14 protein-coding genes are annotated in these 13786 nt (G+C 63.7%); 10 read left to right on the top strand and 4 right to left on the bottom strand.

What is annotated here, in order from left to right:
- The first annotated feature begins 88 nt into the window (after positions 1-88).
- The 3 genes from ADIAG_RS01045 to ADIAG_RS01035 all read left to right on the top strand — a co-directional run bounded on the left by ADIAG_RS01045 (position 89) and on the right by ADIAG_RS01035 (position 3265).
- Positions 89-676, top strand: a complete 588-nt coding sequence (locus ADIAG_RS01045; protein WP_007269423.1) for a TetR/AcrR family transcriptional regulator — start codon at positions 89-91, stop codon at positions 674-676.
- A gap of 236 nt (positions 677-912) precedes the next feature.
- Entirely contained in the window at positions 913-2571 is a 1659-nt protein-coding gene (locus ADIAG_RS01040) for an AMP-binding protein (protein ID WP_007269422.1), read from the top strand.
- A gap of 1 nt (position 2572) precedes the next feature.
- Positions 2573-3265, top strand: coding sequence for an enoyl-CoA hydratase/isomerase family protein (locus ADIAG_RS01035; RefSeq protein ID WP_235045800.1), 693 nt, complete (start codon positions 2573-2575; stop codon positions 3263-3265).
- Between the two features lie 165 nt (positions 3266-3430).
- Here the strand turns inward: ADIAG_RS01035 and ADIAG_RS01030 are convergent, their stop codons facing one another.
- Positions 3431-4987, bottom strand: coding sequence for an FAD-dependent oxidoreductase (locus tag ADIAG_RS01030; protein WP_007269420.1), 1557 nt, complete (start codon positions 4985-4987; stop codon positions 3431-3433).
- A gap of 252 nt (positions 4988-5239) precedes the next feature.
- Between ADIAG_RS01030 and ADIAG_RS01025 the strand changes: the two genes are divergently transcribed.
- Entirely contained in the window at positions 5240-6280 is a 1041-nt protein-coding gene (locus ADIAG_RS01025) for a hypothetical protein (RefSeq protein ID WP_152426001.1), read from the top strand.
- A complete protein-coding gene (locus ADIAG_RS01020; RefSeq protein ID WP_007269418.1) occupies positions 6280-6570 on the top strand; it encodes a hypothetical protein in 291 nt (96 codons plus the stop codon). Before ADIAG_RS01025 ends, ADIAG_RS01020 begins: the two co-directional genes overlap by 1 nt.
- A gap of 139 nt (positions 6571-6709) precedes the next feature.
- Here ADIAG_RS01020 and ADIAG_RS01015 read toward each other — a convergent pair whose 3' ends face one another.
- Together ADIAG_RS01015 and ADIAG_RS01010 are read right to left on the bottom strand one after the other, a co-directional pair.
- Positions 6710-7765 carry a ferredoxin--NADP reductase gene (locus ADIAG_RS01015; RefSeq protein ID WP_007269417.1) on the bottom strand — a complete coding sequence of 352 codons (1056 nt, stop codon included), beginning with the start codon at positions 7763-7765 and terminating at the stop codon, positions 6710-6712.
- Positions 7762-8664 carry an alpha/beta fold hydrolase gene (locus ADIAG_RS01010; protein WP_007269416.1) on the bottom strand — a complete coding sequence of 301 codons (903 nt, stop codon included), beginning with the start codon at positions 8662-8664 and terminating at the stop codon, positions 7762-7764. Before ADIAG_RS01010 ends, ADIAG_RS01015 begins: the two co-directional genes overlap by 4 nt.
- A gap of 230 nt (positions 8665-8894) precedes the next feature.
- Between ADIAG_RS01010 and ADIAG_RS01005 the strand changes: the two genes are divergently transcribed.
- The 4 genes from ADIAG_RS01005 to ADIAG_RS20625 all read left to right on the top strand — a co-directional run bounded on the left by ADIAG_RS01005 (position 8895) and on the right by ADIAG_RS20625 (position 11672).
- Positions 8895-10079, top strand: coding sequence for an acyl-CoA dehydrogenase family protein (locus ADIAG_RS01005; protein WP_007269415.1), 1185 nt, complete (start codon positions 8895-8897; stop codon positions 10077-10079).
- Positions 10080-10110: 31 nt separating this feature from the next.
- Positions 10111-10320: a hypothetical protein gene (locus ADIAG_RS01000; protein WP_007269414.1), complete on the top strand. Its 210-nt coding sequence runs from the start codon at positions 10111-10113 to the stop codon at positions 10318-10320.
- 137 nt (positions 10321-10457) lie between these two features.
- A complete protein-coding gene (locus ADIAG_RS00995) occupies positions 10458-11387 on the top strand; it encodes a VOC family protein (RefSeq protein ID WP_007269413.1) in 930 nt (309 codons plus the stop codon).
- A 114-nt stretch (positions 11388-11501) separates the two neighbouring features.
- Positions 11502-11672: an FBP domain-containing protein gene (locus tag ADIAG_RS20625; protein ID WP_235045799.1), complete on the top strand. Its 171-nt coding sequence runs from the start codon at positions 11502-11504 to the stop codon at positions 11670-11672.
- A 41-nt stretch (positions 11673-11713) separates the two neighbouring features.
- On the opposite strand, the gene ADIAG_RS00990 is transcribed toward ADIAG_RS20625, so the two are convergent.
- A complete protein-coding gene (locus tag ADIAG_RS00990) occupies positions 11714-13165 on the bottom strand; it encodes a rhamnulokinase (protein ID WP_007269412.1) in 1452 nt (483 codons plus the stop codon).
- 279 nt (positions 13166-13444) lie between these two features.
- Here ADIAG_RS00990 and ADIAG_RS00985 point away from each other — a divergent pair, with 279 nt between their 5' ends.
- Positions 13445-13783 (top strand): helix-turn-helix domain-containing protein, encoded by a 339-nt coding sequence (locus ADIAG_RS00985; protein ID WP_007269411.1) that lies wholly within the window; start codon positions 13445-13447, stop codon positions 13781-13783.
- Positions 13784-13786: the final 3 nt, after the last annotated feature.

Genomic DNA, 13786 nt, shown 5'->3' with positions numbered 1-13786 from the left:
GCTAGAATGGAATTCGACATTGCCGCGCCCGCCGCACGGCGCAAGACCAGCAAATTCTGCAACACCACCTTCTGCGAAAGAGCGATTAATGGCTGACAAGACCGCACCCACCCGCCGGACTGTCATTCTCGACAACGCTGCCCGGCTCTTTGCCCAGCAGGGCATCGGCGGCACCTCGGTGCGCGAGATCTCGGCCTCCGTGGGCATGCTCTCGGGCAGCCTGTACCACCACTTCGCGTCCAAGGATGAGATGGTTCAGGAAGTCCTCACCGAGTTCCTCGAGGAACTGCAGGGACGTTACCGCGGCGTCACCGAATCCAGCACCAAACCGCGCGAAGCGTTGAACCAGCTGATCCGCATCACCTTGGAGATCATCCGCGACTACCCGCACGCCACGCAGATCTACCAGAACGAGATCGCGTACATTCAGAAGCTGCCCAAGTCGACCGGCACCCGCGCGATCAGTAGCGACATCGCCAAGTTGTGGGTTGAAGTTATTGAGTTGGGCATCGAGAACGGGGTATTCAAGAAGGACCTCGATGCGAACGTCGTCCACCGCCTGGTACGCGACTCGCTATGGCTGACCGCCCGCTGGTTCACCCCGTCCAAGAAGTACACGCTGGATCAGTTGACGGCCGACTGCAGCGCACTGTTCCTCGACGGGATCATGGCCTAGGGTTTTCCCTCCGATCATCCGGCCGCCTCACCGATTCGATCCATTCACGCCACCTTGTCATTCCCGCCCACCGGGACCACACAAAAATTACGTTCCCATCCTCAGTAGCCTCGAAACATTTCCCCCGTGCATGCTTTACGCAGCCTGGCCGGGGCGAAGTTTGAGCTGGAACACGCCAGAACAGAGCGTCCCAACAGTTGAGGACGGTGCTGCGAGAAGACAAGGGAGCCACGTGCATGCATAGCCATGAGCATCCGCAAACCATCCCCGCTCTGGTGGCCTACGCCGCCGAGCATTTCACCGATCGGGAAGCACTGGTCGATGGACCGGTGCGCCTGAGTTATGCCCAGCTCGCCGAGCAGGTGCACCAGTGCGCTGCCGGCCTGATCGCCAGCGGCGTGAAGCATGGGGACCGGGTCGCCATCTGGGCGCCGAACACCGCCCGCTGGATCATTGCCGCGCTGGCCACCACCAGCGTTGGAGCCGCCATGGTTCCGTTGAATTCGCGCTACCGCGGCATCGAAGCACACCAGATCCTTTCCCGGGCCGAGGCCCGGGTATTGTTCGTTGCCGAAGGCTTCCTGAACACCTCCTACACCCGACTGCTCGTCGACGGGGCCGCGCAGCTTGGTTATGCCGATGAAGCCCATGTGGTTCCGGGCCTGCCCAAGCTCAAATCCATCATCAGCCTGCCGGTCGGGGCCTCCGACGGCGGCCAGGTACGCGGTGCGGTGCTCCCGGTGACCGGATGGGACGACTTCATCTCCTCGGGCCTGGGCGTTGACCCGGCGACTGTCACCGAACGCGCCGAGCAGGTAGGCGCGGATGACATCGCGGACGTGATCTTCACCTCGGGCACCACCGGACGCAGCAAGGGGGTCCTCTCGGCGCACCGCCAGTCCCTGGGGGTCAGCTACGCGTGGGCCGGACACGCCCAGATGGGACCGGAGGACCGCTACCTTGTGGTCAGCCCGTTCTCCCACACCTTCGGCTACAAGGTCGGCATCCTGGTGTGCCTGGCCACCGGCGCGGCGATCTACCCCATGCCGACCTTCGACCTGGATGAAACAGTGCGCCTGCTGCGCGAAGAAAAGATCAGCGTGCTTCCCGGAGCGCCAACCATCCACCAGTCGATCCTTGACCACCCGAAGTTCCCGGCGGCCGAGGAAATGAACTGGCGCCTGGCAGTGCTTGGCTCCGCCATGGTTCCGGACCGCCTGCTTGAACGCCTGCGCACCGAAGCCCAGGTTCAGCAGCTGACCACCGCCTACGGGCTGAGCGAAGCCGTGGTTGTCACCATGTGCAGCCCCGGCGACAGCGCCCACACCGTCACCAGCACCTCGGGGCGTCCCACCGCAGGCTTCGAGGTACGCATCGTTGACACCAGCGGCGTTGATGTCCCCGCCGGCACTCCCGGAGAAATCCTGGTCCGTGGCGAGAACCTCATGCTCGGCTACCTCGATGACCAGCAGGCAACCGACAACGCCATCGACGCCACCGGCTGGCTGCACACCGGGGACATGGGAAAGCTGAACGAGGCCGGCTACCTGAGCATCGTCGACCGCATCAAGGACATGTTCACCGTGGGCGGGTTCAACGTGTACCCGGCCGAGGTTGAAAACACCATCGGTTCCCTGGACGGGGTTACGGCCTGCGCGGTGCTCGCCGCGCCGGATGATCGCATGGGCGAAGTTGCGCACGCGGTGGTGGAGGTGCTGGCTGGCTCGCAGCTTTCGGAGCAGGATGTCATCGCCCACTGCCGGAAGTGGCTGGCCAACTACAAGGTGCCGCGTTCAGTGGACATCACCCACCAACTGCCGCGCAACGCCGCCGGCAAAATCTTGAAGCGCAACCTGCGCCCGCTGGCAGCAACCACTGCAGGTGCACATGCCTAGCATGCGACTTGTTGGAAATACCGCCATCCTGGACCTGGGCCAGAGTGAAAACCGCCAGAGCATCACCTGGATGCAGCAGGTCAACGAGCTGCTGGACCAGGTGCTGGCCGGACCCGCCAGCGCCCTGGTCACCACGGGTTCGGGAAAGTTCTACTCCAACGGGCTCGATGTCTTAGAGGCCGACGGTCCGGTCGAACTGGGGCCCGAATACGTCAGGCTCCTCCAGGAGCTGTACCGGCGCCTACTGGTGCTGCCCATGCCCACCGTGGCGGCCGTCAACGGCCACGCGTTCGGCGGCGGGGCGCTGCTGGCCATGGCACACGACTACCGGGTGATGCGCGCCGAGCGCGGATTCTTCTGCTTTCCCGAGGTGAACATCGGCATTGCCTTCACCCCGGGAATGGCTGCCCTGGTGCAGGCAAAACTCACCGCAGCCCAGGCCCGCGACGCGATGCTCACCGCGCAACGCTTCGGCGGGGAGCAGGCGGTCGAGGCCGGACTGGTGGATGACGCGGTCCCCTCCGAGCAGCTGCTTGAACGCGCGGTCGAGCTGGCATCTGCCAACCTGCCGCAGCATCCGCGCACCCTAGGCACGGTCAAGGAAATCATGTACGCCAACGCGGTCACCGCCTTGGCGCTGCCGCACCGCCCGGGCGGCGTGCTGGGCAAGGAACGCGCAGAGCACCGAGCTTAGTCCTCCGCAGCACACAGAAAGGGGGGAGCAGTTCATATGAACTGCTCCCCCCTTTGTCTTGCGCCGGGAAAAACCTGCCTTAACCACCTCAGGCCGGGGCCGGTAGGCACACCGCGGTGTGCCTACCGGCCCCGGCCATTCACGAAGGCCTGCTGCCAGTTGGTCCTAGCCGATCTGGGCTTTCAGCGGTGCCTTCAGGGTCTGCGCCGCACGGTAGGCGAAGACCATGCCCGAACCCAGCGGGGTGCCGGGGCCCGGGTAGAAGCCGCCGGAGAACGAGGCGCTGGTGTTGCCCACCGCGTACAGGCCCGGAACCGGGGTGCCGTCCTCGCGCAGCACACGCGCGTCCACGTCGGTGCGCAGGCCGCCCTTGGTGCCCAGGTCGCTGAGCACCATGCGCGCTGCGTAGTACGGCGGCTGGTCGACCGCAATCAGGGTCGGGCCAGGACCGTAGGCCGGGTCGGCGAAGAACTGGTCATACGGGTTCTCGCCGCGGTGGAAGTCCTCATCCACGCCGGTGACGGTGAAGCCATTGAACCGCTCGATGCTTGCCTTCAGGGCGTCGACCGGCAGCTCGGTGGCCTGGGCCAGCTCTTCGAGCGTATCCGCCTTGACCCAGGTGCCAGCCTCCAGATGCTCTTGCGGGGAGGTGTTGTACGGACGCATGATGCCCGGCAGCTCGCCGCCGAAGCGCGAATCAAAAATGAACCAGGACGGGATGCGCTCCGGCGCTGCGGCCAGCACGCGGCCCATCTGGTCGTAAGGCAGGCACTCGTTGGCAAAGCGCTGGCCGTTGGAGTCAAGCCACACGCCTCCGCGGAACCCCAGCGCAAAGGCGGTGTTTCCCCGTGGCTGCACGGCGCCCGGGCACCACCAGGCTTCGTTGAGCATCTCCACGGCGCCGCCGGCTTTCTGGCCGGCCAGGATGCCGGTGCCAACGTTTGCACCGGCCGGAGCCATGGTCCACTCGGCGGACCCCGGTGACTGGTTCTCGGTGCGCCAGTCCTGGTTCGCCTCGAAACCACCGGCTCCAAGGATCACGCCCTCGGCGGCGCGGATGCGTCGGGTGCCCTCGGCGTCCTTCACGATCACTCCGGTCACCCGGCCGTCTTCGGTGATCAGCTCGGTCAGTTCGGTTTCCAGACGAATGGTGCCGTTGCCGGTGTTGGTCAGCGCCAGCAGCAGCCGCCCGATAAGCGCCTGGCCGGCGGTCAGCGGGCCGTCAGGGTGAGGCTGGTTGTAGCGGTCGTATTCAACCACCGGACGCACCATCTCGGCCAGGTCGCCGATTTCCTCGCGCGGCAGATCCACCGGCATCATCGAGCGGCCCAGCGGCTTGCTCTCGGGGCCGGTGAAGTAGTCGGGGAATGCGGTCCAATAGAACTCGATGGCCGGATCCCGTTCGAAGAAGGCAACCAGTTCCGGGGCGGTATCGACGAATGCCTCTCGGCGTTCGATCTCATGATCACCCATGACGGAGGCAAGGTAGGCCTTGGCCGACTCGGTTGAATCCTCGACCTCGGCGCGCTGCTGCACCTGGGTTCCCGGCAGCCAGCAGGAGGCACCGGCATAGGCCGAAGCACCGCCCAGAAGGTCGGTCTTCTCAACGAGCAGGGCCTTCAGGCCCCGCGAAGCCGCGCTATAGGCGCCCGCCATGGCCGCAGCGCCGGAACCGACGACCACAACGTCGTACTCGTCGTCCCAAACCTGATTGTTGGACATAGTTTCTCCTTTGTCGTCCACATGGGTGTGTGCGCTAGACAATCAGACCCGGGCAGGTGGGCGAACGCGTCATCCCACCCAGTAGGACAACCGCGGACAACCGTCCGCGCAGAACTTTTGTGATATCCCACACACCGGGATCTGCCAGCTCAAATGCTGAACTTTATGGCTAGATATAGATTTATGACTTCACCGGAACCCGGTCTTTGGGGAGCGGCTTCAGGACGGGCTTGACGAAGGAATGGGATGCACATGGTTCGGGTCAATCCGGAGCAAACGGACCGGTATACGCCTCAGGCTTCCCCGGCGCGCTTCGCGCGCGGGTGGCATTGCCTGGGCATGTCCCGCAGATTCAACACCGCCGGCGCCCACAGCCTGCAGGCATTCGGTCGGCGGGTGCAGGTGCAGTCGTACCCCGACGTTTCACCGCGGGTGCTGCTGGATGAGCCTGGCCACCAGCGGGAGCTGCCCGCATTTGAACAGGACGGGCTGCTGTTCGCCTGGCATGATCCGCAGGAAAATCCCCCACCGGCGCACCTGTCCATCCCCCGCATCACCGGACACGACGCAGCCAACTGCGCCGAGGGCCCGGGCTGGTCAAACTGGTCGTGGAAGGAAACGATCCTCACGGCCCAAACCGGGCAGGTCGTGGAACACCTGGTGCGTCTGGCCAACTCCACCCATGTCACAGCCGGCGATCCGCTGTACTTCAAGAACGTCTTCGAGGGGCATCGGGCCACCCAGTATTTCGAGGGGCCGCTGCATCACAGCTACCAGCTGCAGGAGCCAGCGCCCCAGGGGGCGAAGATCCTCCTGGCAAACTCCGTTGCCAGCTACTTCGGTCCGGCGGTCATGATTTCCCAGCTCGACTACGTCCTGGAAGACCGCAGTCTTGACGCAGTGGTCCTCACCGCGCACTACCCGATCGACGAGCAGCACCTGGTGCTGATGACCGGAGTGATGGTGCGCACCGAACAGCCGCCGGACCCGGAGCTCAAGGCGGTCGCCGCGGGGCACTCCACGCAGATCCTGCGGTCCATCACCAACGCAGTGCACTCACGGCTGCAACGCAGCCAGGACGAGGATTCCGGGAAAATCCCCGGAGCCGACAGCCCGGTCGCGGCGCTGCGCCGCTGGTACGGCCAGTTCTTTGTCGATGCGTACGACGTCGATTCCGGGATGACCGACCGGTTCGAGTACGAGGTGGATACCACCATGCCCATGGACCTGTGGACCCGGTCCTCGGCACGAAACCTCATTCTCCGCAGAGTCAATGGAAAGCAGCTGGCGTAATGTCGAATATTGATCAAGACCAGCGCACCGAAACCCCGGGCACCCAAACCGGAATGCAGCCGGTGCGCTGCACCGAATGCCTGACAAGGGTGCTGGTGCGCAAGTCCGTGTGGGCCCAAACCAGTGTCAAGTGGACCGAGGAGGCACTGGACCTGTGCCGCGAGCGACCTGCGAGCGCCGAAGGCAACCTGCCGCGCGACCAGTTTGTGGGGTGCGAAACCCTGCGCGCGGCGATCCGTGATGCAACCGTTCAGGGCAGCCTGGAGCTTGCGGATCAGGACGCACCCTAGAGGCGTCCCACCCACTGTCTTCCACAGCTTTCGGGGCCGTACATGCAGGGTGCGGCCCCGAAGTTTTTGCCTCCTGTACCGAACGCCAGACGCCGTTTAATGGCAAATGCCCGCCGTGCGGCGGGCATTTGCCATTGGCCTATCCCTCGTAGGAGATTCTCACGTGCGGGCTCACTGCCTTGGCCTGGCAGGCCAGGATCAGGCCTTCTTCAAGGTCCTGTTCTTCGAGCACCTCGTTGCGTTCCATCTCGACCTTGCCCTCCAGCAGGATGCAGGTGCAGGCGCTGCACGCTCCCTCGCGGCAGGAGAAGGGTGCGTCGATGCCTGCGTTGAGCAGCACGTCGAGCAGCTTGTTTCCGGGAGGCCAGGCTAAGTTGCTGGTATTTCCGTCGAGCTCCACTTCGATCGTGGCCGTTTCACCGTCCGCTTCGTGATTCAGCGGTTCTACCGGTGCGAAAGGATCCGCATCCAACGAGACAAACCGTTCAATGTGGATGCGCTCGGGAGCGGTCCCCACAATCTCCAGCGCCTTCTCGATGCAGTCCATGAACGGTCCGGGGCCGCAGATGAAGGCCTCGCGCTGCGCGTAGGGCTGCGCCAGGGCGGTCATCGATGCCAGATCCGGGATGCCCTGGACGGTCTCCAGCCAGTGGATCACATGCAGGCGCCCGGGGTAGGCCTTGGTCAGCGCCACCAATTCATCTTTGAAGATCACCGACTGCTCATCGCGGTTGGCGTAGATCAGTGTCACGGTGCCGCTGCCTGCGATCAGCGCGGATTTCAGGATTGACATCACCGGGGTCACTCCGCTGCCCGCTGCGAACAGTAGGAAGTCGGTGTCCAACGTGGACGGCACGAAGGTTCCGGCCGGCTTGAGCACCTCCAGCACGTGCCCGGCTTCCACGTTGTCGCAGATCCAGTTCGAGGCATACCCGTCGCGCGTGCGCTTGATGGTGATCTTGAGCCGCTCGTCCTGTTCCGGTGAGCTGCACAGCGAGTAGCAGCGGGCCGCGTCCTGGTCCCGGTCGCTGGGGATGCGCAGGGTCAGGAACTGGCCCGGGCGGTAACGGAAGCTTTCCGACTGCTCAGCGGCCGGCTCAAGCACCAGGGTATGCGCATCTGCGGTTTCCCGGATTACTTCAACGACTCGGGTTTGCAGCGCGGTGATCCGTGGGCTGCTGACGGTGCTGGTCATGACACGCTCTCCTCACGGTTCAGGAATTCAACGACGACGCTTTCGAAGGCCTGCTTCTGCTCGATCATTGCCCAGTGCCCGCACTGGGGAAACACATGCAGTTCCACGTCGGGAATGGTGCGCATCGGGATCAGCGCGGCGTCCATTGGCGTGACCCGGTCATCGCGGCCCCACAGGATCAGCGTCTTGGCCTTGACCTTGTGCAGCATTGCCCAGGGCGGGGGATCATCGGATTCTGTCTGTGCGGCAATCATGGCCTTCATCGCTGCGGCGCTGTACATCTTGCGGGCGCTCGCAAGGGTTCCCGGTTCGGTGGCCAGTGCCCAGCGCTTTTCAATCAGCTCTTCGGTCACGGCTTCTTCGTTGTACACCATTGAGCGAAGCCACTGGATGAGACGTTCGCGGGTGGGGTCCTCGGTGAAGGCAACCAACAGGTTGATTCCCTCGGCGGGGAACGGGGCGAAGGTGTTCAGGCCCAGTCCGCCCACGGTCACCAGACGGCGCACACGCTCGGGGTGGCTCATGGAGAACAGGGTTCCGACCATGCCGCCCATGGAGTTGCCGATGATGTCGACCTTCTCGAGGCCCAACCCGTCGAGCAGGTCGATCACGGCCTGGGTCGCGGCAGGCATGGGATGCAGGTCGGTGGGGTCGCTGACTCCAAAGCCCGGAAATTCCACCACATAGCAGCGAAAATGCTTGGCAAAGGCCGGCAATACATCACCGAAGTTCTGCCATCCACTGACGCCCGGCCCCGAGCCGTGCAGGAATACCAAGGGACTGCCCTCGCCGGCTTCCCAGTAGCGCAGCGTTCCCCGCTCGGTGGGAAATTCACGCAGGATTGCGTCGGTGCTGGCTAGAGGCGTTCCGCCCGGCAAACTCCGAAGTTCCGTAGTCATCTGATTGGCTCCTCGTTCTGCGGATACAAATGGTCTTTGCTGTACCTTATTGCCGCACAGCAGCCAGATTGGTGCGGATCCCGATGACCGGGATGCCCGTGTTCAACCGATTCAGTCCGCGTGAAAACAGCAATCCCGATGGCTGAGACATAGGTCACGTTGGCTCTATTCATTGTCTAGGTTTTAGCCAGCCGCAAATTTTTTGAGCGTGATTAGGAAGCGAGAAGTCCATGACGACAACCACCGTGAGCGATGTCCTCACCACCCGTGCCGACGAGCTGCGTTCGTTGGCTTCCGTCAATGAAGAACTGGGCAAGCTCAGCGATGAAACCGTGCAGATCCTGCGTGAGAGCGGCGTCATGAAGCTGCTGGCACCGGTCGAGTACGGCGGTACCCGCGCTCACCCTGTTGAATTCGCCGAAACCGTCATGAAGATCGCAAGCCTGGACGGCTCTGCCGGCTGGGTTGCCGGTGTGGTCGGAGTGCACCCGTGGGAGCTCGAGCTCATGTCGCCGAAGCTGCAGGAGGAAATCTGGGGCGTCGACGAAGACACCTGGGTTTCCTCGCCCTACGCGCCGATGGGCACCGCAACTCCCGTCGAGGGCGGCTACCGCTTCACCGGTCACTGGCAGTTCTCCACCGGCACCGACCACTCGGAGTGGGTCATCCTCGGCGCCTTCCTGGGCGATTCCGAGGGCAATCCTGTTCAGCCTCCGCGCTTCCTTCACGTGGTTGTTCCGCGCAAGGACTACACCATCGTGGAGGACTCCTGGGAGGTCGTGGGCCTGAAGGGAACCGGCAGCAAGGACGTCATCATCGATGACGTTTTCGTTCCGGAATACCGCGCCATCGACCAGGCCGAGCTGTTCGCCGGCGACGTTGCCCGCAAAGCCGGCAAGACCGAGCCGATCCACCGCCTGCCGTTCTACAGCATCTTCCCGGTTGGATTGACCGCGGCCGTCATCGGCATCGCCGAGGGCGCACTGCAGGCCCACCTCGACTACCAGCGCGAGCGCGTACAGATCAACGGATTCAAGTCAGTTGAAGACCCGTACACGATGTACGCGGTCAGCGAGGCCGCCGGTGAAATCAGCGCCTCGCGCGACACGCTGCTGGCCAGCATCAGCCGTCTCTACGACATCGTGGCCGCCGGCGGAGAAATCAGCCTTCAGCAGCGCGCAGTTGCCCGCCGCACCCAGATTCAGGCCGCATGGCGTGCAACCAACGCCATCGATGCGATCCTTTCGCGCTCGGGCGGCAACGGGCTGCGCCTGAACAACCCGGTCCAGCGTTTCTGGCGCGACGCCCACATGGGTCTGGCCCACGCGATCCACGTCCCTGGCCCGAGTTACCACGCCGCGATCATGACCGAGGTCGGCGTCGAACCACCAGCGAATCTCGCCGCCGGCGTCTAGCCGCCCGACACGAAACCGAAAGGAAAATCCCATGGCACGTCAAAGCGATTGGAAGAAGCTCGCGGGCAGGCGGGTGGAGTTGTGCAAGGGCGGGCAGTTGGTCCGCACCGGCTTCGTCCAGGAGGTACTTGACTCCTCCGATGTCCTCTGGCTGGAAGCCGAAGGTTTTAGGCAGCGCACCATGATCGACAAGAGCATGGGATTCACCATTCGTCCGGTGCAGGATCATTCGTTGAACTGACGGCCCCATGGCCGTCCTGTCCGGAACCGGCGGGCACCGGCCGCACTTTCGGTCACTTCCACCGGTTTCGATTTCCTGCACCAACGGGCCTGGCCCGCACCTTTATTCACCGACACTAGCTACAAGCGAGGAAGACAATGACTCATATCCGTGGACTTGGATATCTCAAGGTTCAGACCCAGCACATTGCCCGTTGGCGCGAACTGACCGTCGAGGCCCTGGGTTTCGCCGAAACCGTTGGCCCAAACCCTGACGGACTGTACCTGCGCATGGATGAGCGCGAAGCCCGCCTGATCGTGCTTCCGGGCGACGTCGACCAGGTCGTTGCAGTTGGTTGGGAGGTCCGTGACCAGTTCGCACTGGCCGCCGTGGCCAAGGACGTCGAGGCCGCAGGCATCGCCGTCACCTGGTTGACCGAAGAGGAAAACGACGAGCGCGGCCTGGAGCAGGTCATCACCTTCACCGACCCCGCCGGCCACCCGGTTGAAATCTTCTTCGGCCCGCGTCTGGACCACACCCCGCTGAAAACCGGTTACGCCCAGAAGTTCATCACCGGCGCGCAGGGCATGGGACACGTGGTGTTGCCGACCACCGAGATGGAGCAGACCACTTCCTTCTACACCGAGGTCTTGGGCTTCCTGCCGCGCGGCGCCGTCCGCCTGGGCCCACAGCGCCCGGCAACCCGCTTCCGTTTCTACGGCTGCAACGAACGTCACCACTCGCTGGCTATGGGACCGGCCCCGCACGGCGAGGCACCGGGTCTGGTGCACCTGATGGTCGAGGTAGAGGATCTGGACACCGTGGGCCGTGCCTACGACAAGGTTCGTCAGATGGACTTCAACATCACTGCGTCCCTGGGCCGCCACACCAACGACCACATGGTTTCCTTTTACGTCCGGGCTCCGGGCGGTTGGGACATCGAGTACGGCACGGACGGCTTGCTCGTTGACGAGGCCTACTACACTTCGGAAGAAATCACCGCCGAAAGCTACTGGGGCCATTCCCATGAGGGCGCCGAACCGTTGGCCGCATTCGTACCACCGGTAGAGGTAACTGCGGGCGTATAGTCCCCCGAATCGAACGGAGGAAAAGTCCGTTTCGTATAAAACTCCCCGGAAATTTGGGCAAGGACCCAACTTTCCGGGGAGTTTTGCGTCCCTGGATTATTCGTTCTGCTGCTCGTGCTCTTCAACGCCAGGGCCGTTGGACAGGCCGGCCACGACGGCGACACCATCGGCATGCTGGTGTGCGCGACGTTCGAATGCCCGGCAAATGTCCGCGCCACGAAGTCCCTGCCGAAACACCTCGGCTTCGACCGAGATGCCGAGGTGCTCCGGCGCTTGGGCGAATAGGCTGCCAACGCCGTCACCCGGCCGAGGAGCGCGGACCTCTGCTAGGCGATGGGCCCGGCTCCCCGCGGGGCAAAGTATTGGAGCTGAACGGAGTTGCGCACCAGCTGGCGCATCCGGCCCATATCCCAGTCTTCACCGCCGTGCGCACGTAGCTGCACCAGCACGTTGCCCAGAGCCGTGCATTCGACGGGACCTGCAACCACCTCAACCCCCGACTTGTCGGCGGTGAGCTGGCAGAGCAATTCGCTTTGCGATCCCCCGCCGACCAGGTGGATGGCATCCGGCGTGAACCCGCCCAGGCCCGCTGCAGAGAAGGCCTGAGCGGCAAAACTCGCGGCCAGACTCTCCAGGATGATGCGCAGCACCTGCTCCCGCGATTCCGGCTCCGTGCCCCCGGCTTCCAGGACCGCGGCGCAGATTCGACCTGGCACATCTCCGGGGGCCAGGAAGCGTTCGGCCGCCGGATCGATCAAGATTCCCGGGGATTCCAGGGCGGCGGCGGCCGGAAGCAGTGACTCCAGGGTGATCTGCCCATCGGGGGCGGCGTTCTGGTTCCAATAGCGGATCGACTCGCTGAGCAGCCAGGTGCCCGTCACGTTTTTCAGCAACCGCACCGTGGAGTCCAGGCCGATCTCATTGGTGAATCCGCCCAGGCGCGCGTCCTCGGTGAGCACCGGAGCGGGCAACTCGACCCCGACCAGGCCCCAAGTCCCGCAAGAAACGTAGGCAGAATGCCCGGTGGTTAGCGGCGCGGCAGCCACCGCGCTGGCGGTGTCGTGGGAGGCGACAGCAATGACGTCCACGCTCCCCGGGGCTCCGAACTCGGCCGCCAGCTCCGGGCGCAGCGTGCCCACAGTGCTCCCGGGTTCCACCAGCTGCGGCAGGGTTCCTGCAACACCCAGATGATTCGCCAACTCCGGATCCCACGCACCGGTGCGCGCATCTAGCAGGCCGGTGGTCGAGGCGTTGGTGCGCTCGGCACCGAGCACCCCGGTCAAGAGCCAGTTGATGTAGTCGGGAACCAAAAGCAGCGTATCGGCCCGAGCCAGCCGGCCGTCGGCGCGTTCGGCCTCCAGCTGGTAGATGGTGTTGAAGGGCAGGAACTGCAGGCCGTTGCGGCTAAACAACTCGGAGCGTGCGAAGGTGAGTTCGAGGTGCTCCACGGCGCGCTCATTGCGCGGGTCCCGGTAGTGGCGCACCTGTCCCAGGCGGTGGCCCTCACGCAGCAGCGCGTAGTCAACGGCCCAGGAGTCCACCCCGATGGAGGCGATGTCCGGGCGCCGGGCGAAGGCCAACCCCAGTCCGTGGCGGATCTTAGCCCAAAGCTCGTCCAGGTCCCACGCCAACGCCTCGGGTGCCGCATCTTCTTCGAAGTCGCTCAGCGGGTGTGCCCCGCTGGCGATGCCGAAGATTTCGTCAAGATCGTCCGGCTGAGGAACATCGAAGACCAGCGGACCAGCCTGTTGAGTGCTGTGCGAATTTTTAGAATCCATGATTTTCGCAGTGTATTCGCAGTGTAAAGGCCGGACCACCACCAGGGCTGCACGGAATGTGCTGGCATTTCTCCCATGGCGCGTCGCTGGAAGGCCGCCACGGGAAGCTCGCGGAAGTGTGCGCCATCAGACCATTGCTGAAGGGTGCGTTCCGGCAAATACCTCACACCTCTGCAGCTCATTCCTGGTCGATACGCGCTATACTGAATCAGTTGTGGACTTTGTGATTCAGCAAACCTTGCGGAACGAGTCGATAGCCGGAAGGTGGGGTGTAACGCCATGAAAAACGCAAAAGAAGTTGGACAACTGATTGCCGATGCCATGGGGGAAGCCCGCATCAGCCAACGATCACTCGCAGATCAAACAAGCATTTCTCAATCCACTATCTCCAGAATCCTTTCCGGGGAACGCACGGCAAAGATGCCCGAGATTATGCAGATCGCTTGGGCCACAGGACGGACAGTCGCCCAGCTCAGTGGCCTACGCACCGTGCCAGACCGGGTCCAGTGCGCCGCGCGGGGCACCCAGGGGACGACCATGGACAGCATGCGCGGAACACTCATGAACTTCCTAGAATTGGATGAATACCTAGAACGCCAAGGCATCGGCAGATCCTGAGCT

This window comes from Paeniglutamicibacter gangotriensis Lz1y (assembly GCF_000348945.1).
Lineage (GTDB): Bacteria > Actinomycetota > Actinomycetes > Actinomycetales > Micrococcaceae > Paeniglutamicibacter > Paeniglutamicibacter gangotriensis.
The sequence above is the reverse complement of the archived record's forward strand: the minus strand, read 5'-3'. Positions and strand labels throughout refer to the sequence as shown.

Coding starts and splice junctions, on each gene's coding strand:
- ADIAG_RS01015 (WP_007269417.1), bottom strand. CDS start 7,765: ATGACCAGCACCGTCAGCAGCCCACGGATCACCGCGCTGCAAACCCGA.
- ADIAG_RS01045 (WP_007269423.1), top strand. CDS start 89: ATGGCTGACAAGACCGCACCCACCCGCCGGACTGTCATTCTCGACAAC.
- ADIAG_RS01035 (WP_235045800.1), top strand. CDS start 2,573: ATGCGACTTGTTGGAAATACCGCCATCCTGGACCTGGGCCAGAGTGAA.
- ADIAG_RS01020 (WP_007269418.1), top strand. CDS start 6,280: ATGTCGAATATTGATCAAGACCAGCGCACCGAAACCCCGGGCACCCAA.
- ADIAG_RS00985 (WP_007269411.1), top strand. CDS start 13,445: ATGAAAAACGCAAAAGAAGTTGGACAACTGATTGCCGATGCCATGGGG.
- ADIAG_RS01025 (WP_152426001.1), top strand. CDS start 5,240: ATGGTTCGGGTCAATCCGGAGCAAACGGACCGGTATACGCCTCAGGCT.
- ADIAG_RS01000 (WP_007269414.1), top strand. CDS start 10,111: ATGGCACGTCAAAGCGATTGGAAGAAGCTCGCGGGCAGGCGGGTGGAG.
- ADIAG_RS00995 (WP_007269413.1), top strand. CDS start 10,458: ATGACTCATATCCGTGGACTTGGATATCTCAAGGTTCAGACCCAGCAC.
- ADIAG_RS01030 (WP_007269420.1), bottom strand. CDS start 4,987: ATGTCCAACAATCAGGTTTGGGACGACGAGTACGACGTTGTGGTCGTC.
- ADIAG_RS01040 (WP_007269422.1), top strand. CDS start 913: ATGCATAGCCATGAGCATCCGCAAACCATCCCCGCTCTGGTGGCCTAC.
- ADIAG_RS01010 (WP_007269416.1), bottom strand. CDS start 8,664: ATGACTACGGAACTTCGGAGTTTGCCGGGCGGAACGCCTCTAGCCAGC.
- ADIAG_RS00990 (WP_007269412.1), bottom strand. CDS start 13,165: ATGGATTCTAAAAATTCGCACAGCACTCAACAGGCTGGTCCGCTGGTC.
- ADIAG_RS01005 (WP_007269415.1), top strand. CDS start 8,895: ATGACGACAACCACCGTGAGCGATGTCCTCACCACCCGTGCCGACGAG.